At 70.2% G+C, this 23653-nt stretch carries 26 protein-coding genes; 11 read left to right on the top strand and 15 right to left on the bottom strand.

Translation table 11 applies throughout. The features are described 5' to 3' along the window. Nucleotides 1-262: 262 nt before the first annotated feature. On the bottom strand, nucleotides 263-880 hold the full coding sequence (locus tag DMB42_RS00960; RefSeq protein WP_125629660.1) for an ABATE domain-containing protein: 618 nt from the start codon (nucleotides 878-880) through the stop codon (nucleotides 263-265). A gap of 94 nt (nucleotides 881-974) precedes the next feature. Between DMB42_RS00960 and DMB42_RS00955 the strand changes: the two genes are divergently transcribed. Together DMB42_RS00955 and DMB42_RS00950 are read left to right on the top strand one after the other, a co-directional pair. Next, complete coding sequence (locus tag DMB42_RS00955) at nucleotides 975-1724, top strand: metallophosphoesterase (RefSeq protein ID WP_125629658.1); 750 nt, start codon at nucleotides 975-977, stop codon at nucleotides 1722-1724. Continuing rightward, the gene (locus tag DMB42_RS00950; RefSeq protein WP_125629657.1) at nucleotides 1721-2338 is read left to right on the top strand and encodes a LysE family translocator; all 618 of its coding nucleotides are present in this window, start codon (nucleotides 1721-1723) and stop codon (nucleotides 2336-2338) included. The genes DMB42_RS00955 and DMB42_RS00950 overlap by 4 nt, the downstream gene beginning before the upstream one ends. A gap of 332 nt (nucleotides 2339-2670) precedes the next feature. Here the strand turns inward: DMB42_RS00950 and DMB42_RS00945 are convergent, their stop codons facing one another. Both DMB42_RS00945 and DMB42_RS00940 read right to left on the bottom strand, forming a co-directional pair. Beyond that, on the bottom strand, nucleotides 2671-3255 hold the full coding sequence (locus DMB42_RS00945) for a DinB family protein (RefSeq protein WP_125629655.1): 585 nt from the start codon (nucleotides 3253-3255) through the stop codon (nucleotides 2671-2673). Between the two features lie 401 nt (nucleotides 3256-3656). Next, a complete protein-coding gene (locus DMB42_RS00940) occupies nucleotides 3657-4067 on the bottom strand; it encodes a RidA family protein (protein ID WP_125629653.1) in 411 nt (136 codons plus the stop codon). Nucleotides 4068-4146: 79 nt separating this feature from the next. Between DMB42_RS00940 and DMB42_RS00935 the strand changes: the two genes are divergently transcribed. Continuing rightward, on the top strand, nucleotides 4147-4518 hold the full coding sequence (locus tag DMB42_RS00935; RefSeq protein WP_125629651.1) for a helix-turn-helix domain-containing protein: 372 nt from the start codon (nucleotides 4147-4149) through the stop codon (nucleotides 4516-4518). A 178-nt stretch (nucleotides 4519-4696) separates the two neighbouring features. On the opposite strand, the gene DMB42_RS00930 is transcribed toward DMB42_RS00935, so the two are convergent. The 6 genes from DMB42_RS00930 to DMB42_RS00905 are packed head-to-tail and all read right to left on the bottom strand — an operon-like array spanning nucleotide 4697 to nucleotide 9980. Continuing rightward, nucleotides 4697-5191 (bottom strand): GerMN domain-containing protein, encoded by a 495-nt coding sequence (locus DMB42_RS00930; protein ID WP_125629649.1) that lies wholly within the window; start codon nucleotides 5189-5191, stop codon nucleotides 4697-4699. Next, nucleotides 5188-6615 carry a cell wall metabolism sensor histidine kinase WalK gene (locus tag DMB42_RS00925; RefSeq protein WP_221761952.1) on the bottom strand — a complete coding sequence of 476 codons (1428 nt, stop codon included), beginning with the start codon at nucleotides 6613-6615 and terminating at the stop codon, nucleotides 5188-5190. The genes DMB42_RS00930 and DMB42_RS00925 overlap by 4 nt, the downstream gene beginning before the upstream one ends. Nucleotides 6616-6626: 11 nt before the next feature. Then, nucleotides 6627-7316 (bottom strand): response regulator transcription factor, encoded by a 690-nt coding sequence (locus DMB42_RS00920; RefSeq protein WP_125629645.1) that lies wholly within the window; start codon nucleotides 7314-7316, stop codon nucleotides 6627-6629. 23 nt (nucleotides 7317-7339) lie between these two features. Beyond that, entirely contained in the window at nucleotides 7340-7897 is a 558-nt protein-coding gene (locus tag DMB42_RS00915; protein WP_221761951.1) for a GerMN domain-containing protein, read from the bottom strand. A 23-nt stretch (nucleotides 7898-7920) separates the two neighbouring features. Next, nucleotides 7921-9138, bottom strand: coding sequence for an acyltransferase (locus DMB42_RS00910; RefSeq protein WP_125629643.1), 1218 nt, complete (start codon nucleotides 9136-9138; stop codon nucleotides 7921-7923). Between the two features lie 26 nt (nucleotides 9139-9164). Next, entirely contained in the window at nucleotides 9165-9980 is an 816-nt protein-coding gene (locus DMB42_RS00905; RefSeq protein ID WP_125629641.1) for an SGNH/GDSL hydrolase family protein, read from the bottom strand. Between the two features lie 149 nt (nucleotides 9981-10129). Between DMB42_RS00905 and DMB42_RS54045 the strand changes: the two genes are divergently transcribed. Then, nucleotides 10130-10840, top strand: a complete 711-nt coding sequence (locus tag DMB42_RS54045; RefSeq protein WP_260477410.1) for an SDR family NAD(P)-dependent oxidoreductase — start codon at nucleotides 10130-10132, stop codon at nucleotides 10838-10840. On the opposite strand, the gene DMB42_RS00895 is transcribed toward DMB42_RS54045, so the two are convergent. Both DMB42_RS00895 and DMB42_RS00890 read right to left on the bottom strand, forming a co-directional pair. After that, nucleotides 10831-11307, bottom strand: a complete 477-nt coding sequence (locus DMB42_RS00895) for a hypothetical protein (RefSeq protein WP_125629639.1) — start codon at nucleotides 11305-11307, stop codon at nucleotides 10831-10833. The genes DMB42_RS54045 and DMB42_RS00895 overlap by 10 nt on opposite strands. 77 nt (nucleotides 11308-11384) lie before the next feature. Next, a complete protein-coding gene (locus DMB42_RS00890) occupies nucleotides 11385-11705 on the bottom strand; it encodes a hypothetical protein (protein WP_125629637.1) in 321 nt (106 codons plus the stop codon). A 374-nt stretch (nucleotides 11706-12079) separates the two neighbouring features. Here DMB42_RS00890 and DMB42_RS00880 point away from each other — a divergent pair, with 374 nt between their 5' ends. The 6 genes from DMB42_RS00880 (at nucleotide 12080) to DMB42_RS00855 (ending at nucleotide 18490) form a co-directional block, all read left to right on the top strand. Then, entirely contained in the window at nucleotides 12080-13807 is a 1728-nt protein-coding gene (locus tag DMB42_RS00880; RefSeq protein ID WP_125629635.1) for an ABC transporter substrate-binding protein, read from the top strand. After that, nucleotides 13794-14723 carry an ABC transporter permease gene (locus DMB42_RS00875; protein ID WP_125629633.1) on the top strand — a complete coding sequence of 310 codons (930 nt, stop codon included), beginning with the start codon at nucleotides 13794-13796 and terminating at the stop codon, nucleotides 14721-14723. Before DMB42_RS00880 ends, DMB42_RS00875 begins: the two co-directional genes overlap by 14 nt. Next, nucleotides 14720-15706 carry an ABC transporter permease gene (locus DMB42_RS00870; protein ID WP_125629631.1) on the top strand — a complete coding sequence of 329 codons (987 nt, stop codon included), beginning with the start codon at nucleotides 14720-14722 and terminating at the stop codon, nucleotides 15704-15706. The genes DMB42_RS00875 and DMB42_RS00870 overlap by 4 nt, the downstream gene beginning before the upstream one ends. Then, entirely contained in the window at nucleotides 15699-16733 is a 1035-nt protein-coding gene (locus tag DMB42_RS00865) for an ABC transporter ATP-binding protein (protein ID WP_125629629.1), read from the top strand. Before DMB42_RS00870 ends, DMB42_RS00865 begins: the two co-directional genes overlap by 8 nt. Further along, complete coding sequence (locus DMB42_RS00860) at nucleotides 16730-17515, top strand: ATP-binding cassette domain-containing protein (protein WP_260477409.1); 786 nt, start codon at nucleotides 16730-16732, stop codon at nucleotides 17513-17515. Before DMB42_RS00865 ends, DMB42_RS00860 begins: the two co-directional genes overlap by 4 nt. Before the next feature lie 126 nt (nucleotides 17516-17641). Beyond that, entirely contained in the window at nucleotides 17642-18490 is an 849-nt protein-coding gene (locus DMB42_RS00855; protein ID WP_125629627.1) for an alpha/beta fold hydrolase, read from the top strand. Here DMB42_RS00855 and DMB42_RS00850 read toward each other — a convergent pair. From DMB42_RS00850 to DMB42_RS54040, 4 genes are all read right to left on the bottom strand, one after another. Then, nucleotides 18477-19439 carry a LysR family transcriptional regulator gene (locus DMB42_RS00850; RefSeq protein ID WP_185844398.1) on the bottom strand — a complete coding sequence of 321 codons (963 nt, stop codon included), beginning with the start codon at nucleotides 19437-19439 and terminating at the stop codon, nucleotides 18477-18479. The genes DMB42_RS00855 and DMB42_RS00850 overlap by 14 nt on opposite strands. A gap of 610 nt (nucleotides 19440-20049) precedes the next feature. Beyond that, nucleotides 20050-20394, bottom strand: a complete 345-nt coding sequence (locus tag DMB42_RS00845; protein ID WP_125629623.1) for a hypothetical protein — start codon at nucleotides 20392-20394, stop codon at nucleotides 20050-20052. 250 nt (nucleotides 20395-20644) lie between these two features. Next, nucleotides 20645-21211, bottom strand: coding sequence for a GNAT family N-acetyltransferase (locus tag DMB42_RS00840; protein WP_221761950.1), 567 nt, complete (start codon nucleotides 21209-21211; stop codon nucleotides 20645-20647). 479 nt (nucleotides 21212-21690) lie between these two features. Further along, entirely contained in the window at nucleotides 21691-22263 is a 573-nt protein-coding gene (locus tag DMB42_RS54040; RefSeq protein WP_221761949.1) for a hypothetical protein, read from the bottom strand. 673 nt (nucleotides 22264-22936) lie between these two features. On the opposite strand from DMB42_RS54040, the gene DMB42_RS00825 reads away from it, so the two are divergent. Next, nucleotides 22937-23653: an ABC transporter permease gene (locus tag DMB42_RS00825; RefSeq protein ID WP_125629621.1), complete on the top strand. Its 717-nt coding sequence runs from the start codon at nucleotides 22937-22939 to the stop codon at nucleotides 23651-23653.

The raw sequence follows: 23653 nt of genomic DNA, 5'->3' as shown, positions 1-23653 counted from the left end.
CGCAAGAGCCCTGAGATGAATATCTATGGACTCCAGAATAAAACAGCGCATGCACAGCCCCCGGCGCTCCCCTCGCGACCTCGGGGGGGGCACAGGGGAGCGCTCGCGCATGAAGGTCCACAACGGCCAGTCGGTCATCGGCAGCAGGCACATGGCGTGCGCCGCGCTCCCGAACACGGTCGCCGGGCAGGCCGGGCGAGAACTCAGGCGCGGCGCCGCAACGCCACCGCGACGAGCAGCGCAGGGGGAGATCCCAAGGTGGTCAGGACCCGGGCAGCTCTCGGGCGGTTGTGGCGTTGTGGCGCTGGTAGTGGCGTGCGGCCCGGGCGCGGTTGCCGCATGACGGCTTGCACCACTCCTGCCGCCCGTGGCTCTTGACGAAGTAGCGTACGCAGCGCGGCGCGTTGCAGGCCCGCAACTGCTCACGCTGCGGACCGCTCAGGAAATCGATGGCGGCCCGCGCCAGGGCCGCGATCAACTGGACGCGCGCATCGCGCTCGGTCGACAACACTTCCGTACGGGGTGTTCCGCTCGTGGGCCAGTCGAGTTGCGGGACGATCGCTTCACGGGCGGCAGCCGCGTTGAGGTGCGCCAGCGCCTGCTCGACCGGCATCAGCCGGTGGGCGTCGGCCCGGCTTGGGGGCGCTGGGCTGACCGCCTGCGCGAACAACGCCCGTACGGCCCGGCGGAGCCCGACGATCTCGCTCCTGAGCTCCTCGCCCACCGTGAGCTCTGCGACGTCGACGTGGCCGGGCAGCAACTCGGCCTGCTGATGGATCCAGCGGGTTGTGCCCTGCGCCGTTGCCAGGTCGTCGGCGACACCGCCGTTGCCGTCGTGGCGGATCGTGCTCGCCAGTTCCAGTGCCGGCCAGCGCTCCACTCGAACCTCCTGGTTGCTTACGTCCTCTTCCGTACTCTATGGTCCCTAACGCTAAACCCCATTTAACCATTAGACAGCTTTGGGGGATCGCACGATGACGTTGCTCTTGGCTCAGATCAGCGACCTGCACCTTGACGGCACCGACAGGGCGACCCGACGCGCCACCCAGGTCATGGGCCACCTGAGGGCGCTGCCCCGCCCGGTCGACGCCCTGCTGGTCACCGGTGACATCGCCGATCACGGCGCGGAGGCCGAGTACGAGCAGGCCGCCCAGATCCTGGCTGCCCCCTTCCCGGTGCTCACCTGCCCCGGCAACCACGACGTCCGTACGGCCTACCGCGAGGCGCTGCTGCGACAGCCGTCCGCGCCCGGCCCCATCAACCGGGTGCACCACGTCGCCGGCACCGCCATCCTGATGTGCGACTCCACCATCCCCGGGCGCGACGAGGGCCGGCTCGACGCCGAAACCCTCGCCTGGATGCACGCCACCCTCGACGGTCTCGCCCCGGACACGCCCGCGCTGATCGCCTTCCATCAGCCGCCCGTCGTACTCCACCACCCGTTGCCCGACTCCGGGCGGCTGGAGGCGCCCGGCGACCTGGCCGCGCTGCTCGACGCACATCCGCAGGTCGTCGCCGTACTCACCGGCCACGCTCACACCGCGGCCGCCTCCACCTTCGCCGGTCGTCCCCTGATCGTCGCACCGGCCGTCACCTGGACCCTGCGCCTGCCGTGGGAGGGCGAGCAGCCCGCCGACCGCGACCAACCGCCCGGCCTCGCCTTCCACATCCTGGACGACGACCACCGCCTCACCACCCACTTCCGCGTCGTGCTCCAGGCATGACCCACACGTACGCGGTCATTGCGTTCCTCCTGGCGATCCTGCCCATCATCGCCACTCCGGGCGCCAGCCTGACCCTGCTCATCCAGCACGTCACGGCCGGTGGTCACCGGCAGGCCCTCCCGATCATCCTCGGTACGGTCAGCGGCCTGTACGCCCACGCGACCCTGGCCATCGCCGGACTGTCGGCCCTGGTCATGCACTCCAGCCAAGCCTTCACCATCGTCAAACTCCTCGGGGCGGCCTACCTCATCGGCCTCGGCCTGTGGACCTGGCGCTCCACCACCCTGCCCCCGCCTCCCAAGCTGACGGATCGGCCGGAGCGTACCGGCTCCGTCTACACCCAGGCCCTGCTCGCGAACGTACTCAACCCCAAGGCGGCCTCCATCTACCTGACCCTGGTCCCGCAGTTCATCGTGCCCGGCCCGCCCCTCAACGGGCAGATCCTCACCCTGGCCACCGCCCATGCCCTTCTGATGGCGGTGTGGCTGCTGACCTGGACGGTCCTTGTCCGCCAAGGGGCACACATTCTGCACAAGGCCCGCTTCAAGCGGGCAGTCGGCAAGGTGACGGCGGTGGTGCTCGTCGTCCTCGGTGTCCGGGCCGCCACGATGTAGGCGATGTCGCGGTCGGCGGCGTCAGCGCAAGCTCGTGGCACGCTCGACTGATCCTGGGAAACGATCTTTCTCATTCCGCGAAGCGATCTTCTCAGCCCTCCCGTCGCCCCAGGCCATCCCCGCTCGTGCCCCGCCGGGATGGGCGGGGCCGGGCGGCAGCGGGAGCTTTGGATGCGCGCTGCCTGAGGCAGAGAGTCGGCCTCAGGAGACGAGGCCCGGGCGTGTGAGGCCGGCAGGTGTTCGCAGATGGCGGACGAGGAAGGCTGTCATTGATGACGGCCGTCATTGCCCCCGCCAAGGGCGCGGTCACGGTGGCACGATGTGGTCAAGCCTTAATTGGTGCGGGCCGCCCTGGCGGCCTGCTCGATCTTCGCGCAGTAGGCTGCACGGGCTTCCTCGTTGATCTGCTTCTCGTGTTCGGTGCGCAACCCGGTCCGGCCGTCGAGGCCCTCGCGCAGGATGTCGGCGTGCCCGGCATGCCGGGTGGACTCGCCGAGGACATGGACCATGATGGCGAACAGGTTCGTGTGCCAGGCCGGCGTTGACTCCGGCCACCACGGCACATGCCCGGGGGCGTCGAGGGGAAGCTCGTTGATCGTCGCGTCCGAGTGTTCCCACGTGCGCCGGTAGAACCCGATGATCTGATCGCGGGTCTCGTCCTCGGTCGCCCACAGATCGCTGCCGTTGGAGTCCTGCCACCGGGGCAGCGGTTCTGGGGAAGGGCGGTCGAAGACCTCGCCGAAGTACCTGGCCTCGATGGTGGCCACGTGTTTGACCAGGCCGAGGAGGTTGGTCCCGGTCGCTGTCAAAGGTCGGCGGGCGTCGTATTCGGACAAGCCGTCGAGTTTCCAGAGCAGCGCCTTGCGGTCCCGCCGCAGTCTCTCGTGCAGGTTGTCTTTCACGAAATCGTCGATCACGGGTCACGATTCTGTCAGGCTGCGCCGGTGGGCTCAGCTTGCGAGCCGCCTGGAGTCGTTCGGCTCCGCCGGCTATCGCTCACAGCCACACTGCCCGGGACTTGAGGTCCCGCAGGGCAGGAGGCCTAGGGTGTCGGGGGTTTCCCAGGCGATCAGGTGCCGCTCGGGCGCGCCGAGCCGAGGTCAGTCCGCACCCAGACCCTGGAGGGCCGGTCGTGTTGCGCGATCCGGCCCTGTCGCCAGCCCTGTCGGAAGACCCCCGTCATCACTGCGCAACGTCAGGGCCCTGCGGGGAACGACGACGCCGATCGCTTGGGAAGCGGATGTCCCTCAAGCGGTCGGCGACTGGTGTTCGTGCGTGCGTGGTCCCGCGGTGACCGGGCCCGGCTGCGTACGCCGAATCAGGCGAGCAGTGCGGTCGCCTCGACCTCGACGAGCACGTCCGGCTCGAAGAGGTGGTCGACGCCGATGAGGGAGGCCGGCGGCATGGGGAGCGCAAGGCCGATCTCCTCGGCGACGGCCTCGACTCCGGCCATGAAGTCGCCGATCTTCTCCGGGCTCCACCGGGTCACATAGAACGTCAGGCGCAACACGTCCGCGAACGAGGCGCCTGCGCCTGCCAGGCCGACGGCGGTGTTGCGCAGAGCGTGCGCGACCTGTCCGGCCAGATCGCCGGGGGCCACCGGGGTTCCGTCGGCCTGCCGTGCGACCTGCCCGCTGACATGGACGTGCGTCGTGCCCGTGCCGACGGCGACATGGTGGTAAGGGGTGGGCTGGAGCAGGCCTTCAGGGGTGAAGTGCTTGACGGCCACAGCTGTTTCTCCTTGTCAACGTAGGTATCTTCAAGCTACTTAGTAGGAGAAGGACACTTCAACGAGACCAGGTTTCACCATGGATACCGGCAGCGAACTCCGCATCGACGCCCCACACCGCGAACTCCTCGATCAGGTGCTCGACAAGTGGTCCCTCGGTGTGCTCAACGAGCTCTGCGAACGCCCCTGCCGCTTCAACCAGCTACGCCGGGCCATGCCCGCGGTCACGCAGAAGTCGCTGACCGCGACTCTTCGCCGCCTCGAGCGCAACGGGGTGATCGAACGCGAGGTCCTCTCCACGCGGCCGGTGGCGATCGAGTATCGGATCACACCGCTCGGCAAGACCTTGCGGCAGCCTGTTGACGTCCTGCTGGCCTGGGCGTCCGAGCACATGCCCGCCATCGAACACGCCCGCGACGTCTTCGACATGCGCGAGGACGCGGGCCTCTGAGACCTGTGTCCTGGCCCCGTTCGAGTCGGTGGCTGAGGCCTGTGCCGGGGCGGCCGTACGGCATGGCTTCCGGAAAGCCGAGCTCGCACGTCGCCGAGTTCGCCCGTGGGCGTGCCGACGACTGACGGGCGGTGGATGCGCTGCCCACCCTGGTGATCAGCGGGAGTGATCGGGACGGTCAGGGCATGCAGGTACGGGTGCCGGTCGAGCCGTCGACCCGATGGATCTTGACTCGGACGGAGCCCAGGGCGGTGCGAGTCGTTGTGCTGACCGTGTCGGCCACGGTGCACACCAGTTGCCGTTCGGCGGTACGGTCGAGGCCCCAGCCGAAGGACAGCCGGAGGTCCACCGGCCCGCGCGGGTCGATGCGGACAAGCGGGAGCGGCGCGCCCGGTGGGACGAAGCTGACCAGACCACGCGCGCGTTCGGCGGCGTCCGGGCCCCGCACCAGCGCCTCGAGCGCGGCGTGCAACGCGTCGGTGCCCCGGTAGAGGCGCGACACCCGTTCCAGCCCGAGCGCGGAGGAGAAGTACACGTGCACGGTGGCAGACCGGCTGGTCGCGCCCTCCAGCGCGGTGGCCGCGGGACCGGCGGGCGTCGGACCGGTGTCGTTGATCGCGCAGGCCGCCGTCAGCGTCACTGCCAGCAGAACTGCTGTCAGGCGGTGGTTCACGGCCGATTCCAGGGCAGGGTGAGGGTGAAGACCGCTCCGCCGTCCGGGGCGTTGGCGGCGCTCAGCGTGCCGCCGTGCAGCCGGGCGTTCTCGTAGGCGATGGCCAGGCCGAGACCGCTGCCCTCGCTGCGGGTACGGGCCGCTTCCCCCTTGGTGAACCGGTCGAAGACGTAGGGCAGCAGGTCGGCGGCGATGCCCGGTCCGTTGTCGGTCACGGTGAGGGCGACGCCGCCGGGGACCGCCCGGGCCCACAGCCGTACCGTGGCCTGCGGCCCGCCGTGGCGCAGCGCGTTGCCGACGAGGTTGGCCAGGATCACGTCCACGCGGCGGGGGTCGAGCCGCACGCGCAGCCCCTCCGGGACGTCGACCGGGACGCGAGCCTGCCAGTGCCGCAGCGCGAGCGTCTGGCCCACCAGCTGGGCCAGGTCGACCTCGTCGAGGGTGAGGACGGCGGCCCCGGCGTCGAACCGCGACACCTCCATCAGGTCGTCCACGAGCCGGGTGAGCCTGCGTGTCTCGTCGGCGACCAGGCCCACGGCCTCGGCGGTCTCGGGCGGCATCCGGCCCGCCGCGACGTCCTCGTCCAGCAGGCCGGTCACGGCGGTCATCGCGGCCAGCGGCGTGCGCAGCTCGTGGGAGACGTCGGCGGCGAACCGGCGGGCACGGGCCTCCATGTCGCGCAGGACGGCGGTGTCGCGTTGCAGGGCCGCGGCCATGGTGTTGAAGGTGCGGCCGAGGTCGGCCAGTTCGTCGTCGCCGGTGACGGTGGTCCGGGTGTCCAGTTCGCCCGCCGCCATGCGCTCGGTGGCCGAGCGCAGCCGCCGCACCGGGCGCAGCACGCTGCCCGCCGCGAGCAGCGCGGGCAGGATCGCGGCCAGGACGACCGGCAGCGCTCCGGCGCGCGCGGCGGTGACCAGCGAATCCACGTCACGTTGCTGGGCGGCCAGCGAGAAGGAGGCGAAGACCATCAGTGGCGGCCGGGCCGCGGGCCGCGTGGCGTCCCGTACCGGGACGGCGATCGCCAGCCAGGGCCGGCCGTCCCGTTGGAAGCGCTGGACCAGCGCCGTCGTCGTCCCGGCCGCCTCGCTCCTGAGTTGCGTGGGCAGCGCGGGAGCGGCCGAGGCGGCGACGACCAGCGGCCCGTCCTGGAACGACGCGGCGGTGCGCCAGTCGCGTGAGCCGCCCGCACGGTCCAGCTGGAGGGTCAAGGCGCGCAGGTCGGCAGGGGTCGGATCGGAGGGCAGGTCCGGCGCCAGCGAGTCGATCTGCGTGCGCAGGTCGTGCACCGCGCTGCTCTGGACGCCTTCCAGGATCGCCGAGCGGGCCTGGTGGAAGGTCAGCGCGGCGGTGGTGAGCGCGCCGAGCGCGGTGACCAGCACGAACCCGACCACCAGGCGGGTACGCAGCCCACGCGGCACCCTCACCTGCGGCACTCTCACAGCGGTCCGAACCGGTAGCCGAAGCCGCGTACGGTCTGGACGTAGCGGGGACGGCGCGGATCGTCCTCGATCTTGGCCCGCAGCCGCATCACCCCGGCGTCCACCAGCCGGTAGTCGCCGTGGAAGGTGTGCTCCCACACCTGCTCCAGGAGCTGCTGACGACTGTAGGTGCGTTCGGGGGAGGCCGACAGGAACAGCAGCAGCTTGCGTTCCGAGGGCGCGAGGGCGACCTCCGTGCCGTGCTTGAGCACGCGCAGCGCCGTCCGGTCGATCTCCAGGTCGCCGAAGAAGGCGCGGTCGTCGGCGGCCTCCGGCTGCGCGAGCGCGACGCGGCGCAACACCGAGCGCATCCGGGCCTCGATGACCTCGGCGCTGGCCGGCTTGACGACGTAGTCGTCGGCGCCCGACTCCAGGCCCACCACGACGTCCACGTCGTCGCCGCGCGCCGACAGGATCACGATCGGGAGGACCTGGCTGAACGCGCGGATCCGGCGGCAGACCTCCAGCCCGCTCATGCCCGGCAACATCAGGTCCAGCAGCACCAGGTCGGGAAGCGACGCCGAGACCTCCGCCAGCCCCTGCTCACCGGTGGCGACCGCCGTGGTCTCGTGCCCGCGCCTGCGCAGCCCCAGCGAGACGCCCCGGCGTACGGCCTCGTCGTCCTCGATCAACAGAACCCGCGTCATGATCCCTCCATCGAGCGTCCCGGTCACCGGGACGGGGTGGCGACGTCGAGCGGAACGGCCGAGCCGGTCTCGTCACAGGTGACCGGCCAGGCCTGGCCCGCGATCCCCGACTCGAAGACCCGCACGACCACGTCGGCCTGCGCGCGTCCGCCCGGCACGCCGGGCGCCCCGGCGGCGGTGCACACCAGCTGGCTCACCGCCGTGTGGTCGAGCTCGGACACCACCCACGGCAGGTACAGCTCCACCGCGCCGCGCACGGCCCGCGCCCGGACCTGCCGCGACCCGCCCGGCAGGGCGGTGGTCAGACCGCGCGCCCGTTCGGCGGCGGTGGGTCCGGCCAGCAGCGCGTCCAGCGCCTGCTGCGGCCCGGCGCCGGGCCTGGCCGGACGCGCGTCCGGCCAGGAGCCGTACGGCGTGCGGAAGTACACCCGCAGCTGACGTGCCCGGTCGGTGGTCAGGCCGCCCGTGGCGGGCGCGCCGGCCGCCATCGGCCCGGTCGCGCTCACCTCGGTCCCGCAGGCCGCGACCGCCAGGACGGCAGTCAGCAGCGCGACCGTCCGGATCAGCTGCGTGCCGCCCACGTCCCCCCTACTCGCGCGTGTCGTCATGGTGAGCCCAGCCGGCTCACGTCGACGGTGCCCGCTCCCGGGTTCGGCCGGGGAATCGCCGCCCATGTGCCCACGGCCAGGGTGATCGCGACGGCCAGCGCGGCCCGTCCCGGGCGGCCGACCGCCCATCGGGCCCGCGACCGTACCGGGTCCTCCACCAACAGCTTCGACACTACCGCAGCCAGCAACGACAGCCCGATCGCCACAGCCGTGCGACCCCAGCCCCCCACCCCGAGCACCTCCTGGGGCAGCAGCAGATAGATCGGCCAGTGCCACAGATACAGGCTGTAGGAGACCTCGCCCAGCCTGCGCGGCAGGGCGCCGCCGACGGCCCGCCCCACGAACCCGCCGGGCACGGCGGCCAGCAGCGCGATCAGCACGGCCGAGGCCAGCGAATGCGCGAACATCCCGCCCTGGAACAGCCCGGCGGCCTTCTCACCCGCGGTCAGCGTCCAGGAGAGCACCAGGCCGCCCAGCAGGACCGCGCACAACGCGTCCGCGGCCGCCCTGGGCACGCGCCCGGCCAGGTCCCGGACGGGCGCGGTCGCCGCGACCGCGCCCAGCAGCAGCGAGAACGCACGCGTATCGGTGCCCTCGTAGGCGCGGGTGGTGTCCACCGCGGTCCCGTACCTGACCATCAGCAGGAGTGAGACCAGCGCGCAGACCCCTGCGACGGCGGCGACTCGCCGATGCCCGCCGGCGCCCCCGCGCCCCACGGCCAGTACGACCAGCGGCCAGACCAGGTAGAACTGCCACTCGACGCCGATGCTCCACAGATGCGCGAACAGGCGGGTGCCGGCGGCGTTCCAGTAGCCGATCTGCTCGGCGATGTAGTGCCAGTTGGCGGCCTGGGCCGCCGCCCATGGCGCGTCCTGCGACACCGCCCGCAGCATCGGTGGCGTGGCGAACGCCCACGCCAGCAGCAGCGTCGCCACGCCCATCAAGGCCAGGGCCGGCAGCAGCCGCCGCGCCCGCCGAGCCCAGAAACCGGCCAGGTCCAGGCGGCCGCTCCGGTCGAGCTCGGCCAGCAGCAGCCCGGTGATCAGGAAGCCGGACAGCACGAAGAAAAGGTCCACACCGAGGAACCCACCGGACAGGTACCCGGCGTGGAACAGCAGGACCGCCGCGACGGCCAGGCCACGCAACCCGTCCAGCGGCCCGATGTGCGCACGCCCCGGGTTCTGCCGCCGATGGACCCCGGCGGAAGACAGCATCTCAACGACTCCCGTCCGAGTGGGGATCAGGCGCAGCCCAGCTTGGAGAAGCGCTCGTCGCCGACCCATGAGCCGTTGGCCCACGCCTCGGGCGCGGCCGGGGTGAAGCCGAGCCGCTCGCCCAGCTTGCCGGTGAACCATTTGGCGAACGCGGCCGAGCCCTGCTGACAGGAGTGGATGCCGTCCTTGGAACGCTGCGCCTTGGACGCCGACGCGTCGGTGCCCCACAGCTCCGAGGCGTCCAGGAACTGCGCCTTGCCGTCCTGGACGGCCTGCCGGGCGGTCTCGGGCGCGCTCTTGATCGCCGAGGCGTACTGCCGGTAGAAGTCGTCCAGCTTGAACGGCGGCGCCGAGACGATCACCAGCTCCCCGCCCGCCTTCTGGACGGTGGCCGCCAGTTTCCGGTAGGCGGCGAGCTGCTGCTGCCGGGTGCCCCAGTCGTAGGTGGTGATCTGGTAGGCGACGACGTCGGGCTTGTACTCGGCAAGGTTCTTGCCCAGTTGCTGCCAGGTGTCCTTGGCGCCCATCTTCGTCACCGGGTGCTCACCGGCGACGACGTTGCCGCCACCGCTGGAGGTGGCGTCCTTGAACTCCACGCCGCCGGCCTTCAACGCCGCGCCCAGCGCCGGGGCTTCGGCTCCGGCGATGGAGTCACCGACCCACAGAACCTTCTTCCCGGTCGATTCGGACTTGCCGGAGGTCGCCGCCGTGGTCTCGGCATCGTCGCCGCCGCCGGAACCCTCGCCGCAGGCGGCGAGGGCAGCGCTCAGGCTCACCGCGGTCAGGGCCAGCGCGGCTCTCTTGATCGTACGGCGTCGCGTGGGAAGGCTGTTGTTGTGCATGACTTCACCCAACCAGCGGAAAACTCCTGGTCAGTGCGGTCGTCATCAAACCATCACACAACGGTGGAACGCCCGTCATCAAGCGGTCTGCCCTCACCGGGCCGGCCCGGCGACGAGGAGCCCGACCAGGCGGCGGGGACAGCGACGCCGTGTTCGCCGAGCTGGAGGAGAACGTCGGCCCCGTGGACGTCGTCATCGCCAACGCCGGCTACGGCCTCGAGGGCACCTTCGAGGAGACCCCGCTGGCCGCGGTGCGACAGCAGGTCGAGGTCAACGTCTTCGGGGCGATGGCGACCCCGCAGGCGGCGCTACCTCACCTGCGTCGGCGCCGATCCATGTCACGTGCCGCGCACACCATCGACGACCACGACACGCTGTTCACCCCCATCCGCGAAGCGCGGCAGAAGGCGAGCGGCAACCAACCGGGTAATCCTGCTGAGGCCGCACTGCGACCTGCCACTCCTGCTGCCGCCGCCCTGGCTCAGGTGCAGCGAGCCAGGGTGGAGCTTCCTGTCCTGACGAGCCGTCTCAGGACAGTGTCGGCGCGTACCGTTGGAGCGCCGTCCGCCACCGTTCGCTCGTCAGGACCTCCTCCTCCAGGGCCAGCTCGGCAGGCGCGCCAGGTGCGCACACTCCGTAAACCTGGCTCGCCACCTCCGGTGCCAGCAAGTAGTCGTGCTGAAAGAGCCCTCGAACGCGAGCCATGCCACAACGGCGCCTTCGCACGCCCGGTCCAGGCATGCCTTCAGATAGGCCTCCAGGTCCTCGGGAACGGCATCGAAGATCAGGTCGTACTCGAACACGTGCCGCCCCGGCAGATAGTCCTCATCGGCCGTGAGGTCGTAGACCTTCACCTGTGAGGGCGCGACGTCGCCGTCACGATGAGCCCGTCCTCGATGAGGTGACGCATGGCGTGACCACCGCCTTTTCGCATGTTCTCGAAGGCGGACGAGACCGTGTCGGGGGTGAAACCGATGGGGCAGTTGTGAACCAGCGCGTCCTGGCCGCCGATCGCTACATGGTACGTAGGGATCCCGCCGACGCTGAGGTTGTGCACTCGCTGGTCGGCTGAGTTCCAGGCGGCGACGGCCGTGAGCTGGACCAAAGTCTTGGCCCCCGCGCTCGTGTGCAGCCCGATGGCTTTGCCCCAAGGGATGATGCCGGCGCAGGCGAGGGCGTCGCCCCGGGCACATTCGGGGTAGTCATCGATGAACAGCGCCCACAGGAAGTCTCGAACCATGAGCATGGCGCGTCTGTCCCGCTCGGCGAGCGTCTTCTTCACCCAGGCGTTGACTGCGTCCGGATCCGTCTGCCCCTTCCAGGCCATCCATACTGTTCGCTTCTGGTCCTTGCTCAGGTTGCTGTAATGGGTGTTGTAAACATGCTCGGCGACTTCCGCCTTGGTCAGGGGCTGTCGCTCATGCGGGTGGGGCTGCGGTCAGTGATGCCGTCCCGCACGGCTTGCTCCATGACGCGTACGAGGATGGCCAGGCGGTCGACCGCCCCGTTCGTGATCACGCGTACGGGAAGGTGCCCCAGGGCGGGCGCCACCCGCTTGCGCCCCCGGCCGTATAGGGGCCGGCGTTTGGGCTTCAGGCCGAGTACGGCCAGGGCTACGGACTTGGAACGCCGACCGCCGGTGACGGGATCGAACCATCGCGCGCGAACTTCCACATCGGAGGCGAGAGCGATGCCAGCCGGCGGCAGCTCGGGCCGTGACGCCATCAGGCCACCTCGCCGGGGTCGGTGCGGTGGTCGGCAAGCCACTGCCGCAGGTCGTGGACGTTGTAGAAAGTCAGGGGTGTTGTCAGCCGTACCAAGGGAAGGCCCTGAGGCGGCTTCGTCGCGCGTCGGCGGTGGAGGGGCGACGGTGAGAAGGGCTGTGGCTTCCTCGGTCGTGCGTCGGGGTCTTCCGGTCGCCGGGGCCGACGGACTATCATTGACGCCGCACGCGCGGATCTCCGCGATCTTTCAGATTTTCTTAAAGATCCGTTGCAGAACTCCTCGATGGACGCGTGCTCTCGCTCGCCAACAGACTCCCTTCCTGAGATCCACAGCGGACCCGACCGATCGGGGCCGCTTCACAGGAAGCGCGATCTATGGCGAATCGATCCCGGAGAGTGGTGCCCGCAGGGCTCGCGCTCGTGCTGGCCCTCGTGACGGCGGGCTGCAACGCGAACCCGCAGTCCAGCTCGCAGTCCGGCTCGCAGTCCACCGAGCCGACTACGAGCAAGAAGACGACGGGGCTCGAGTCCGTGCCCCAGGGCGGGACCCTGCATTACCTCTCGCGGCGCGCGACCGAGTCCTTCGAGACCGCCAACGCGCAGATGGTGCCGACCAGCCGGCTGCGATGGGTGCACCGTGGGCTGACGTCGTGGCGGACGCTCCCCGACAAGGACACGGTCCTCGTGCCGGACCTCGCCACCGACACCGGCAAGACGGACGACGGCGGCAAGACGTGGACCTTCACGTTGAAGGAGGGCTTGAAGTTCTCCGACGGCAGCCCCATCACCGCGCAGGACGTGAAGTACGGCATCGAGCGGTCGTTCGCGCCGATGTTCCAGGGTGGCCTTGGCTACCACAAGACGCTGCTGGTCGGCGGCACCGACTACGACGGCCCGTACGACGGCAAGGAACTCGACTCCATCGAGGTCGACGGCGACCACAAGATCGTCTTCCGTCTGAAGCGTCCGTTCGGCAACTGGCCGTGGATCGTCAGCATGCCGGCCTTCGCGCCGGTGCCGGCCGCCGCCGACACCAAGCCGGAGACGTACGGCGAGCATCCGGTCGCCAGCGGCCCGTACCAGGTGACGAGCTTCCGCAAGGGGTCGCAGGCGGTGCTGGACCGCAACCCGAACTGGAAGGCCGACAGCGACCAGGTGCGGTTCGCCGGCCCGGACAAGATCGTCCTTGACATGGGCCTGAACAACGACACGATCGTGCAGCGCCTCATCGACGACAAGGGCGAGGACCAGACCGCGATCAGCAACGCGCTCATCTCGCCGTCGCAGTTCCAGCGCATCGAGTCCGACCCGTCGATCGCCGGCCGCATGGCCAACAGCCCCTCGGGCTACTTCCGCTACCTCGCCATGAACGTCAAGCGCCCGGGCCTGTCCGACGTCCGCGTGCGGCAGGCGATCAACTACGCGATCAACAAGGCCGAGGTGCAGAGCGTGTACGGCGGCCCGAAGTTCGGCGGCCAGATCACCTCGACCATCATGACGCCCGGCATCCCCGGCCACACCGAGTACAACCTGTACGACGGCGGTGACACCGGCAACGTCGATAAGGCGAAGGAACTGCTCGCCGAGGCCGGCGTCTCCGACCTGAAGCTCACGCTGACCTATCCGACCGACGTGAGCACGATCGAGGAGAAGGAAGCCCAGAGCATCAAGAACTCGCTGGCGCGGGTCGGCGTCAAGGTCGAGCTCAAGGGCCTGGACGGCAACACCTGGTCCGAGCTCGTCTCGTCCGACGACGGCGACTACGACATGACGACGAACGGCTGGGGAGCGGACTTCCCGAGCGGCATGAGCACCATCCAGCCGCTGTTCGCGTCGAGCGAGATCGGCAACGGCGGCGGAAACGCCTCGAAGTACTCCAACCCCAAGGTGGACGCCGCGATCGACGCCGCGATCGCGGAGCCGGACCTCGACAAGGCCGCCCAGATGTGGGCCGCGATCGACAAGCAGATCATGGAGGACGCCCCGGTCGTGCCGATCCTCGTGCAGCGCACGCAGGCCCTGGCCGGTTCGAAGATCATGAACTACTTCATCCCCGCCTACCCGCCGTTCGCGAACGAGTTGGTCGTCGGTGTCGATCGCTGAGATCCAGCAGGCGGAGGGCCGGGGCACCTCGGTCCTCGGCCGCTTCCTCCGGAAGCGGTCCGGCGTCGCCGGCCTGGTCATGCTGGTGGTGCCGCTCGTCGCGGGGCTCTGCGCCCCGCTGCTCGTGTGGATGGAGGGACAGGACCCGAACACCCTGCACACCGACGTGCTCGACCCGGACGGCGGCCGTCCGCTGGGCGCCTTCGGTGGCGTCAGCGCCGACCACTGGCTCGGTGTCGTCCCGGTGACGGGTGTCGACCTGTTCGCCCAGATCGTCTACGGCATCCGCTCGTCGCTGTTCATCGCGTTCGGGGCGAGCATCCTGTCGATCGCCTTCGCCGCCGTCCTCGGTACGGCGATCGGGTACTTCGGCGGCTGGCTCAACGCCGTCGCGGGGCGGGTGATCGACTTCATGTTCGGTTTCCCGGGCCTGATGTTCGTCATCGCGATCATGGCGATCGTGCCGCCGGAGATGCCGCGGGCCCTGGTCCTCGTGCTGGTACTGGCCTTCTTCGGCTGGACCGTTCCGGCCCGGATCATCGGCGCCCAGGCCGGCGCCGTCAACGCCCGCGCCTTCGTCGAGGCGGCGCGCGCGACCGGCGCCGCGCCCTGGCAGATCATCCGCCGGGAGATGTTGCCGCACCTCTTCGGCCTGGTCGTCGTCCTGTTCGCGATGTCACTGCCCGGCAACGTCAGCGTCGTCGCGGGACTGTCGTTCCTCGGCGTCGGCCTGCGTGGCGATGTTCCCGACCTCGGCAAACTGCTCTCGGACTCGCTGCCGTGGATCTACAGCGGTGCGGACGTCTGGTACATGCTCTTCCCGGGCGCCGTGGTGTTCCTGATCGTATTCGGCGCCACGCTCGCCGGTGACGCGCTCCGCGACGTCCTCGACGTGCGCATGGAGGATTCCGCATGATCGTCTACATTGCCCGCCGCATGGCCACCGCGGTGTTCATGCTCCTCGCGATCGCCTTCGTGACGATAGCCCTCTTCTTCGGGGCCTCGAAGGACCCGGCCCGCGCCATGTGCGGCAAGCCGTGCCCGCCCGAGACCCGGGCCAAGGTCAGCGCCTACATGCAGACCGACCAGAGCCCGGTGTGGCAGTACGTCCAGTTCGTGAAGGGCCTGTTCACCGGCCGTACGTACGGCGAGGGCGCCCAGCAGGTGCACTGCCAGGCGCCGTGCTTCGGCTACTCGTTCCCGAACCGCAGCGACGTGACGACGCTCATCGCCGAGCGGCTGCCCGTCACGTTGTCGCTCGCGTTGGGCGCGGCCGTCCTGTGCCTCGTCGTGGGCATCGGCCTCGGCGCGTTGTCGGCGATACGCAAGGGCGGGATCGTCGACCGGTTCTCGATCGGCTTCGCGATGTTCGGGCTGTCGGTCCCGACCTTCCTCGTCGGCCTGCTCGTCGTCCAGGTCTTCGGCTTCATGCTCAACGCGCTGCCGTACTCCGGCTTCGTGTCGTTCTCGGAGTCACCGGCGGATTGGGCCTGGCACCTGATCGGCCCGTGGATGGTGTTGTCGTTCATCCTCGCCGCCGGCTACATCCGGGTCACCCGTACGCAGCTCCTCAACGAACTCTCGGCCGACCACCTCGTCGCGATGACCGCGCGCGGCGCGTCGACCCGGCGGGTGAACCGGCACGCCGTCCGCGGCGTGATGGTGCCGGTCGTGGCGATGTTCGCGCTCGACGTCACCGCGCTCCTGGGCGGCTCGGTGATCGCGGAGAAGGTGTTCAGCCTGCACGGGCTCGGCGACCTGCTGCTGTCCGGTGTGAACGAGTCCGACCTGAGCATCGTCGTCGGGGTGACGCTCTTCTCCGCCTTCCTCATCATCGTCGGCAATCTGATCGCCGACCTGCTGATGCCGCTTCTCGACCCGAGGATCCGCCGTGCCTGACCCCGTACTCCAGGTCGAGGACCTGTGTGTCTCGTTCACCAGCGGCGGCCTCACCGCCGATGTCGTGCGGGACCTCTCCGTGAGTCTGGACGGCGGCCGCACGCTCGCCGTGGTCGGCGAGTCGGGGTCGGGCAAGACGATGACCGGCCGGGCGATCATGCGGCTCCTGCCGCGCGGGGCGAGCGCCCGGGGCCGGATCGTCGTCGCCGGGCGGGAGATGCTCTCCGCCGACGAGCGCGAGCTGCGCCGGGCCCGTGGCTCCGACGTGGCCATGGTGTTCCAGGACTCGATGTCCGCGCTGAGCCCGTACCTCGACATCGGCGCGCACATCGCCCAGGCGGTCCGTCTGCACGACCCGTCGGTCACCCGTCGCGCCGCGCGGGCCCGTGCGGTCGAGATGCTCGACAGGGTCGGCATCCCCGAGCCCGCGGACGCCGTACGCCGCTTCCCGCACGAGTTCTCGGGCGGCATGCGGCAACGCGCGGTGATCGCGATGGCCCTGGTGAACCGGCCGGCGCTGCTCATCGCCGACGAGCCGACCACCGCGCTCGACGTGACGGTGCAGGCTCAGATCCTGGCCCTGCTCCGCGGGCTCCAGCAGGAGTACGGCATGGCGATGCTCCTGATCAGCCACGACTTCGGGGTGGTGGCGAGCGCGGCGGACGACGTCCTCGTGCTGTACGCCGGCCGCCAGGCCGAGTACGGCAGCCTCCGCGACATCTTCGATCAGCCCGCCCACCCGTACACCGCCGGTCTCCGCGCGGCCACGCCGCGGCTGGACGCCCGGCTCGACATCGGTGGCGAGCGGACGCGGCTGCGCGCCATCCCCGGCACGCCCACGTCGCTGCGCGACGCCGGACCGGGTTGCGCCTTCGCGCCGCGCTGCGGCTTCGCCGACCAGGTCGGCGAACGCTGTGTCGTGGAGGTACCGCTGCCCACAGTCCGCCCGGCCGGCGAGGACGGCGGCGTGCACCTCGCGGCCTGCCACCTCGATCGTCTCCCCGAACTGCAGGAGGTCGCCCGGTGAGCGCGATCCTGGAGATGACCGACGTCAGCAAGCGCTACCGCACCGCCGGTGGCTTCGGCCGCGGCCGCAAGGGCTTCCTCGCCGTGGACGGCGTCTCGCTCCATGTCGAGCGGGGCGAGGCGCTCGGTCTGGTCGGCGAGTCCGGCTCGGGCAAGTCCACGCTGGCGCGGATGGCCAACGGCCTGGTGGTGCCGACGTCCGGCACCGTCCGTACGGACGGGCAGGACGTCGCCCGCCTCGGCCGGCGAGGACTGCGGCGGCTGCGGCGCAACGTCGCCATGGTCTTCCAGGACCCGCTGGCGTCGCTGAACCCGTTGCAGACCGTGCGGCAGACGCTGGAGAACGTCTTCCACGCGCACGGCGAGACGACGTCGACCGCCGAACTGGTCGCGCTGCTGGAGTCGGTCGGCCTCGGCGCCGACTACCTGGGGCGCTACCCGCACGAGGTGTCCGGCGGGCAGCTCCAGCGCGTCGCCGTGGCACGAGCGCTCGCCCTCAAGCCGGATCTGATCATCGCGGACGAGCCGACCTCGGCGCTCGACGTGTCGGTGCGCGCCCAGATCCTCAACCTGCTGGCCGACCTGCAGCGCGACCAGGGGATCTCGTTCCTCCACGTCAGCCACGACCTGGCGGTGATCCGGCTCTACAGCGACCGCGTCGCCGTCATGCAGCGCGGCCGTATCGTCGAGACCGGCTCGTCCGAGGAGATCTTCCGTTCCCCGCAGCACCCCTGCACGCGCGCGCTGGTCGAGGCGACGCCGGAGGCGGAGCTGCTGGCCTGACCTGACCCGCGGGAGCGTTGCGCGACGCCGAAGAGGCGTGCCACGATCTTGACCATGATCCACCGAACGACAACCCCGTCGTGAGCCGGCCGGGGGCCGGCGCGACAGAGCAGTGAATGAGGACACGTGGGAACAGACCTGTTCGTCCGAGAGTATGGGCGGGACGCAGCAGATGCGCCGGCCATCCTCATCCTCCACGGCGCCGTGGAGTCCGGCGCGTGCTTCGGTGACGCCGTCGACCGCTGGGGCGGCGACTACCACATCGTGGCGCCGGACGCACGGGGCCACGGGGAGTCGCCCGGCCGCCTGCCCGAGCACGAGGGCGTTCCGTCCACCGACGTGATGGTGCAGGACGCGATCGACATCCTCAAGGACATGCTCGACGAGACCGGGCGCAGGACGCTCGTCGTCGGGCACTCCATGGGCGCGCGGATCGCCGCCTTCGTCGCCGCCGACGCCCCGCACCTCGTGGCCGGCGTCGTGCTGGAGGACCCGCCGTGGTGGGTGCCGGAGGCCGGTCCCAACCCGTGGCTCAGCGTCGAGCAGACCACCAAGGACCCCTTCGACTACGCCGACACGGCGTCGGTCGAGGAACTCATGGACATGCAGCGCGAGCTCAAGCCTCATTGGGCGGAGCAGGAGCTGCGCCCGCTCGCCGAGGCGATGAAGGCCGTCGACATCGACTACATGCAGCAGCGGGTCCACGAGAAGCGCCGGATCTGGACGCCGACCGCGCGGCAGATCACGGTCGGCCCGGCCGGCGTACCGGCGCTGCTCGTCACCGGCACCGGCGACGTCATCGTCGACAAGCACTCCCGTGATCGCCTGACGGCCGTCGCGCCCGGCTTCGACGTCGTCGTGATCGAGGGGGCCCACCACTGCGTACGCCGCGACAAGCCGGACGAGTACCACCGGCACGTGGACGCCTTCCTCCGCGAGAACGCGCCCTCGGCCGGGGCCGTCACTCGACACTGAAGGTGTCGGACCGCGCGAGCGGGCCGTAGACCTCCGAGTCCGGCTCGGCGACAGCGGCCCGCATCGCATCCAGCCCCGCCCGTACGACGGGGTGGCCCTGGTTGTCACGCCGCGTCGTCATGATCACCTTGCGCAGCGGCGCGATGCCGCGCGTCGGCAGGATCGTCACCCACTCGGCGTCGCGGGCGGAGAGCGCGGACTCCGGCACCAGGCAGATCCCCGCCTCGGCGGCGACCAGCGCCAGCGCGGCGCGGTAGTCGTCCGAGACGTGGGTGATCGGCGGGTGGAAGCCGAGCTCCGCGCACGCCTGCAGCACCATCGTGCGGCACGGATTACCGGGCGAGGGCATGATCCAGCCCTCTTCGGTGAGCTGGGTGAGCGCGATCCCCTCCTCGCCGGACAGCGGGTGCGCCTGGGGGAGGACGACCCTGAACCGCTCGATGTAGAGCGGGAACTTCACGATGTCGGGGGAGTCGCGCTCGGGGTCGGACTCGTACTCCATGGTGACGGTCACGTCGATGTCGCCGCGCATCAGCATCCGGTGGCTCATGTGCGCCTCCGCGTCGACGACGGTGACGTCGACGCCCGGGGCCTGGCGGCGCAGCTCGACGATGGCGGGTGCCACCAGCCAGCTGATCGCCGTGGGGAAGGCGCCGATCCGGAGCTGCCCGAGGACACCGCCCGCGTGCGCGGCCAGGTCGGCCTCGGCGATCTTCAGCCGGGAGCTGATCTCCTCGGCGTGCCCGGCGAGGATGCGCCCGGCCGGCGTGAGCGCCAGCTTGCGCCCCGAGCGTATGACGAGCGCGTGACCGACCTCGCGTTCGAGCGCCGCGAGTTGCTGCGACACCGCGGACGGCGTCAGGTGCAGCGCCGCCGCGGTCGCGGTGACCGAGTCGGACAGTACGAAGGCACGGAGGATGAGGAGACGTCGGGGGTCGATCGTGGGCACGCGGGCTCCGTGGCGGGTCGGCCGGGCGTCCGTCGCAGTGGGGGCATCCGCGAGGCGGGACCGGGGGACCCCGATGTTAGCGGGCCCTTCCGGACGCGGGCGCTCCGGCATGGGGTGCGCCACCTGTGGGCGCCGAGAATCGCCTCACCCGCTCTGACCTGGCATGTGTCCCTCAGATCGCGGCTGCGGTCCACGAGGTGCTGTCGATCCCCGTCCGCGTGCTTGATCGCCTTGTCCCGGCCGGGCATGCCGGGAGGAGTCCGTGGGCCGACACGGAAGGCGGCAGCCTGCCGGCCGACATGCAGGGGTGGTCTCCGACGAGGTCGCTGGCCATCATGAGCCGGCCGGCGCTGATCGCCGTGGGCAGATCTCCCACGGCGATCGCGTCGGTGCAGGCCACGTGGAGGGTGTCCACGACGGCGCGAGCAACTGGCCCTGGGACACCTCGCCCTGGAGGCGGCCCAGTCCACCGCCGATGGCCGCCACCCTGGTCGGGGTGGCGGCCATCGTGGTGTTGGGGTCATTGGGGCCGGTTGGCGAACTCGGCCTTGGAGGCTCTCTGCTCCCGAAGAGGCCTCAGCCCCGAAGCAGCGTCAGAGCGTTCTGCTGTTCACTTGACGTCGATCCAGTCGTAGGTGCCGCTCGAGAGCGTCGGCAGCGATACCCATCCGCTTTCGGATCCGTGGACGCTCGTCCCGCTGCTCGTCAGCGTGCCGGCGTTCTGGCGCCACCCCCAGACGGTGAAGGTCCTGATCTTGCCGACCGGGCCCGTGCAGTTGACGGAGAACCCTCTGATACCTCCACCACGGACAGTGAGCACCTTTTTGTAGCAGCTCAGGTCAGGGGCAATGTAGACGGTGGTGGCGGAGGCCGACCCCGCAGGGACAACGATGAATCCGCTCACTGCCACGAGCCCGATGATGAATGCACGGCGCATCGCCGTCGTAGGTCGCATGCGGCACACCGTAGAACGCAGCGCTATGGATCGGCTTTAGACGGCCCACAGTCCAAGTACGGCTGGAAGGGACAGCCGGTTGACATAGAGCTTCATAACGGGCAGCCCGACCTGCGAACACGCCCCGGTGATCGTTATCGCGCCGGACTCATCCCGCCATGTTCGAGCCGTGATCCTCGCGCGCACACCCGCCGTGACCAGGAGACTGTCCCCTTCGGCGTTACTCGGTCTGCGCCCCTCACCGGGTCGGTCACGCCTGGCGGCTGCGGTTGGCGGGGGCTTCGAAGATGAGTCCGAGACCTTCCTCTTCGTCCCAATCTTCGCCGACCTGGACGAAGCCGAAGCCGGCGATCGTGGCCAGGGACGCCGCATTGTCGGGACTGATCGTCGCCCGTACGGTCCTGACCTCCGGTTCGGCCGCGGCCCGACGCAACAGCTCGATCAGGATGGCTCGGCCATAGCCCTGGCGGCGGAAGCCAGGAGCGACGGCGTAGCCGATCTCCACCATGCCCGCCTCGTCGGGCGGTCCGTGAAACCCGGCATGACCGATGACGACACCTTCAGGCCCGGTCACCGCCTGCCGCGCCATCCACCGCGCGTGGCCGGGATCGGCGGCCATCTGGTCGATTCGAAGCTGCCACAGCCATCGCGCTCTATCTGTCACGAAGTACTCGGTCAGCGCGACCCCAGCCGTGTCGCCGGCTGCGGGCAGATCCCCATCGAGCAGAGCGGACATCGCAGCGCTCGACAACTCGACAAAGCGCACATGCTGCGAACTGGTGGGGAACGTCGTCTGGCGATCGGTTTCATCTGTCACGTGCGGATGATCGCAAATATGTCCGACAGATGCCCAACGAATTCCGGAGCGTTCCTGTCAGCCAGGCGACGCCCGGGGGCTCGGCGGTATCTGGACCGCTTTTCCGGCGCAGCCGCCCAGCGGTATGAAGCGCTGGGAATCGAGCGGGATCGCTGCATTGAACTCGGAGGCGTTCGGGGCGCCGGACGATGGGGACGCAGGGACGTACTTGCAGACGGTCATGTTGTTGCTGGGAAGGGGTCCATGGTTGCCCCAGGTGATGTGGACGATGTATAGCAAGACTGTCAGCCAGATGGTCGGATGACGGGCTCGTACTGTTCTGCGGTGTCTCGATGGGGTTCGAGAAGGAAGGCGTGCCACGGCTGCGTACAGGGTGGGCGGACATGATGGAGACAGTGAGCTTCATCGGAGTGTGAGCGCCAGACGGTCAAGATCCACAGGACCGGATCTCATGGCCGGGCTCGCCGACTGACCGACGCTCATGGCATGAGGCGCACCTCGCGCCGCTGATGGCCGGCTCCAAGATACCCGGATGAGGCGCTGAGGAAGCGGTACGCCTCGCCGATGTTGCCGATGTCCCACCGGTACAGGCCCCAGGCATGCCGGCCGTACGCCTGGATGATCGGGTCGGCGGACGCCCGTCCTCGCTCGTACACCCGGCGAGCCCACCTTCCACGGTCCTTCTCGATCGAGGTGTAGGCCCCGACGAGCCGAACGAACAGAAAGTGCACGGCCGCCTTCTCGCGGCCGAGCGTGCGGGCCAGGTACTCGGCCCGCTCCAGCAGGTCGAACGTCGAACCGCCGTATCCCCCGTGCCTGCTGGCGACAAGGGTGAGCAGTGACAATACCGACAGCTCCAGGTCCCGCAGGCCGGCCGTGCGCGCGATCTGGGCGGCCGAGTCCAGGTGCCGACCGGCGGCGGCGAACGCGAGTTTGGTCGCCGCACGGCGCCCGGCACGGGCCAGTGCCTGCGCGGTGCGAGCCGGGTCGGCGAGCGGGCCGGCGGCCCAGAGATGGTGGGCGAGGCGTTCGGCGACGGACTCGTCGTCCACATGGGTGCGTTCGAGGGCGTCGGCGACTTGCAGATGCAGGTGAACGGTCTGCTGCCGCGTCGTGGTCTCGGTGACCGACTCGCGGACCAGGTCGTGCGCGAACCGTAGCGAATGCGGGCTTTCCGGCTTGGTTTCCAGCAGACCGAGCGCCTGTCGCGAGCGCTGTCGTCGAGACCGGCCATCCGGTCGCGGACGACGTCTCGTACGGTGGTCGGTACCCCGGCCGGCACTGCTGCCTCGCCGTCGCGCAGCGAGCCGCCATCGCTCAGGAGCCGGGACAACTCCCGGACGAAGAACGGGTTGCCGGCCGTACGGGTATGGATGCCGCGGGCGACATCAGCGCCCGGGTCCTGGCCGATCTCGCGGCGGATGAGCTCGGTCACCTCGGTCAAGCCGAGCGGGCCGAGCCGGATCCTGCGATGATCCGGCAGCCGACTGGCCGCCGCCAGGACCCGCGACAAGTCAGAGCCGGGTACGGGTGCGCGATCACGGAGCGCGCCGATGATCACCGTGCCGGCGGGCAGCCGGGCCGCGAGGTGGCCTGAGCGACGCCGACAGTGACCGCGCCGGCGGTCAGGTTCTGCCGACGGTGAGCAGGAGAGAGTTCCCGGACGGACTCGTCATGACCTGATCGCGGGATCCTGCTGGTGTGCGTTCCTCTTCGTTGATCTCCATGACCGCTCTCCTGCCGGTGGCCTTGATCGCCCTCGTGGCATTGGGCGCGGTGGTGGCCTGGCTCGGACGGCTCGGGCATGGGCGGGCGATCCTGACTGCCTGCCTGCGGGCGGCCGTCCAGCTCGGCGTGGTGTCCGTGCTGATCGCCTGGGTGGTCAGCAGGGGCGCCGCCACGGCGGCGTTCATCCTGGTCATGTACGGCGTGGCCGTCCTCACCGCGGGCCGGCGTATCGCCGGCGGCCGGAAGGCGTGGTGGGCGGCGGTGCCGATCGCGGCAGGTGCCGGGCCGGTGCTGCTGGTGCTGGTCGTGAGCGGGACGATCTCACTCGACGGGCTTGTGGTGATCCCGATCGCGGGGATCCTGCTGGGCGGCTGCCTGACCGCCACCTCGCTGGCCGGGCGGCGGGCGGTGGAGGAACTGGTTCAGCGGAAGGGCGAGGTGGAGGCCGCCCTGGCGCTGGGCCTGCCGTACCGGGAGGCGGTGCTGGAGATCTGCCGTCCGGCGGCGGCGCAGGCGCTGGTTCCCGCGCTGGACCAGACCCGGACGGTCGGGCTGGTCACCCTGCCCGGCGCGTTCGTCGGGATGCTGCTCGGCGGGGCCAGCCCGGCGGAGGCGGGCGTGGTGCAGCTCGTCGTCCTGGTGGCGCTGCTGGCCGCCGAGGCGGTCGCGATCCTGGTGACGACGGAACTGGTGGCGCGCGGCCGCTTCACGTGA

This window comes from Nonomuraea sp. WAC 01424, from assembly GCF_003947315.1.
Lineage (GTDB): Bacteria > Actinomycetota > Actinomycetes > Streptosporangiales > Streptosporangiaceae > Nonomuraea > Nonomuraea spiralis.
Note: the sequence above shows the minus strand (reverse complement) of the source record. Positions and strands in the feature narration are given on the sequence as shown.

Excerpts from the sequence above, each read along its gene's own strand:
- DMB42_RS00910 (WP_125629643.1), bottom strand. The coding sequence starts at position 9,138 with ATGCTGTCTTCCGCCGGGGTCCATCGGCGGCAGAACCCGGGGCGTGCG.
- DMB42_RS00845 (WP_125629623.1), bottom strand. The coding sequence starts at position 20,394 with ATGCGACCTACGACGGCGATGCGCCGTGCATTCATCATCGGGCTCGTG.
- DMB42_RS00955 (WP_125629658.1), top strand. The coding sequence starts at position 975 with ATGACGTTGCTCTTGGCTCAGATCAGCGACCTGCACCTTGACGGCACC.
- DMB42_RS00920 (WP_125629645.1), bottom strand. The coding sequence starts at position 7,316 with ATGACGCGGGTTCTGTTGATCGAGGACGACGAGGCCGTACGCCGGGGC.
- DMB42_RS00880 (WP_125629635.1), top strand. The coding sequence starts at position 12,080 with ATGGCGAATCGATCCCGGAGAGTGGTGCCCGCAGGGCTCGCGCTCGTG.
- DMB42_RS00825 (WP_125629621.1), top strand. The coding sequence starts at position 22,937 with ATGACCGCTCTCCTGCCGGTGGCCTTGATCGCCCTCGTGGCATTGGGC.
- DMB42_RS00950 (WP_125629657.1), top strand. The coding sequence starts at position 1,721 with ATGACCCACACGTACGCGGTCATTGCGTTCCTCCTGGCGATCCTGCCC.
- DMB42_RS00905 (WP_125629641.1), bottom strand. The coding sequence starts at position 9,980 with ATGCACAACAACAGCCTTCCCACGCGACGCCGTACGATCAAGAGAGCC.
- DMB42_RS00895 (WP_125629639.1), bottom strand. The coding sequence starts at position 11,307 with ATGGCCTGGAAGGGGCAGACGGATCCGGACGCAGTCAACGCCTGGGTG.
- DMB42_RS00935 (WP_125629651.1), top strand. The coding sequence starts at position 4,147 with ATGGATACCGGCAGCGAACTCCGCATCGACGCCCCACACCGCGAACTC.
- DMB42_RS00870 (WP_125629631.1), top strand. The coding sequence starts at position 14,720 with ATGATCGTCTACATTGCCCGCCGCATGGCCACCGCGGTGTTCATGCTC.
- DMB42_RS00890 (WP_125629637.1), bottom strand. The coding sequence starts at position 11,705 with ATGGCGTCACGGCCCGAGCTGCCGCCGGCTGGCATCGCTCTCGCCTCC.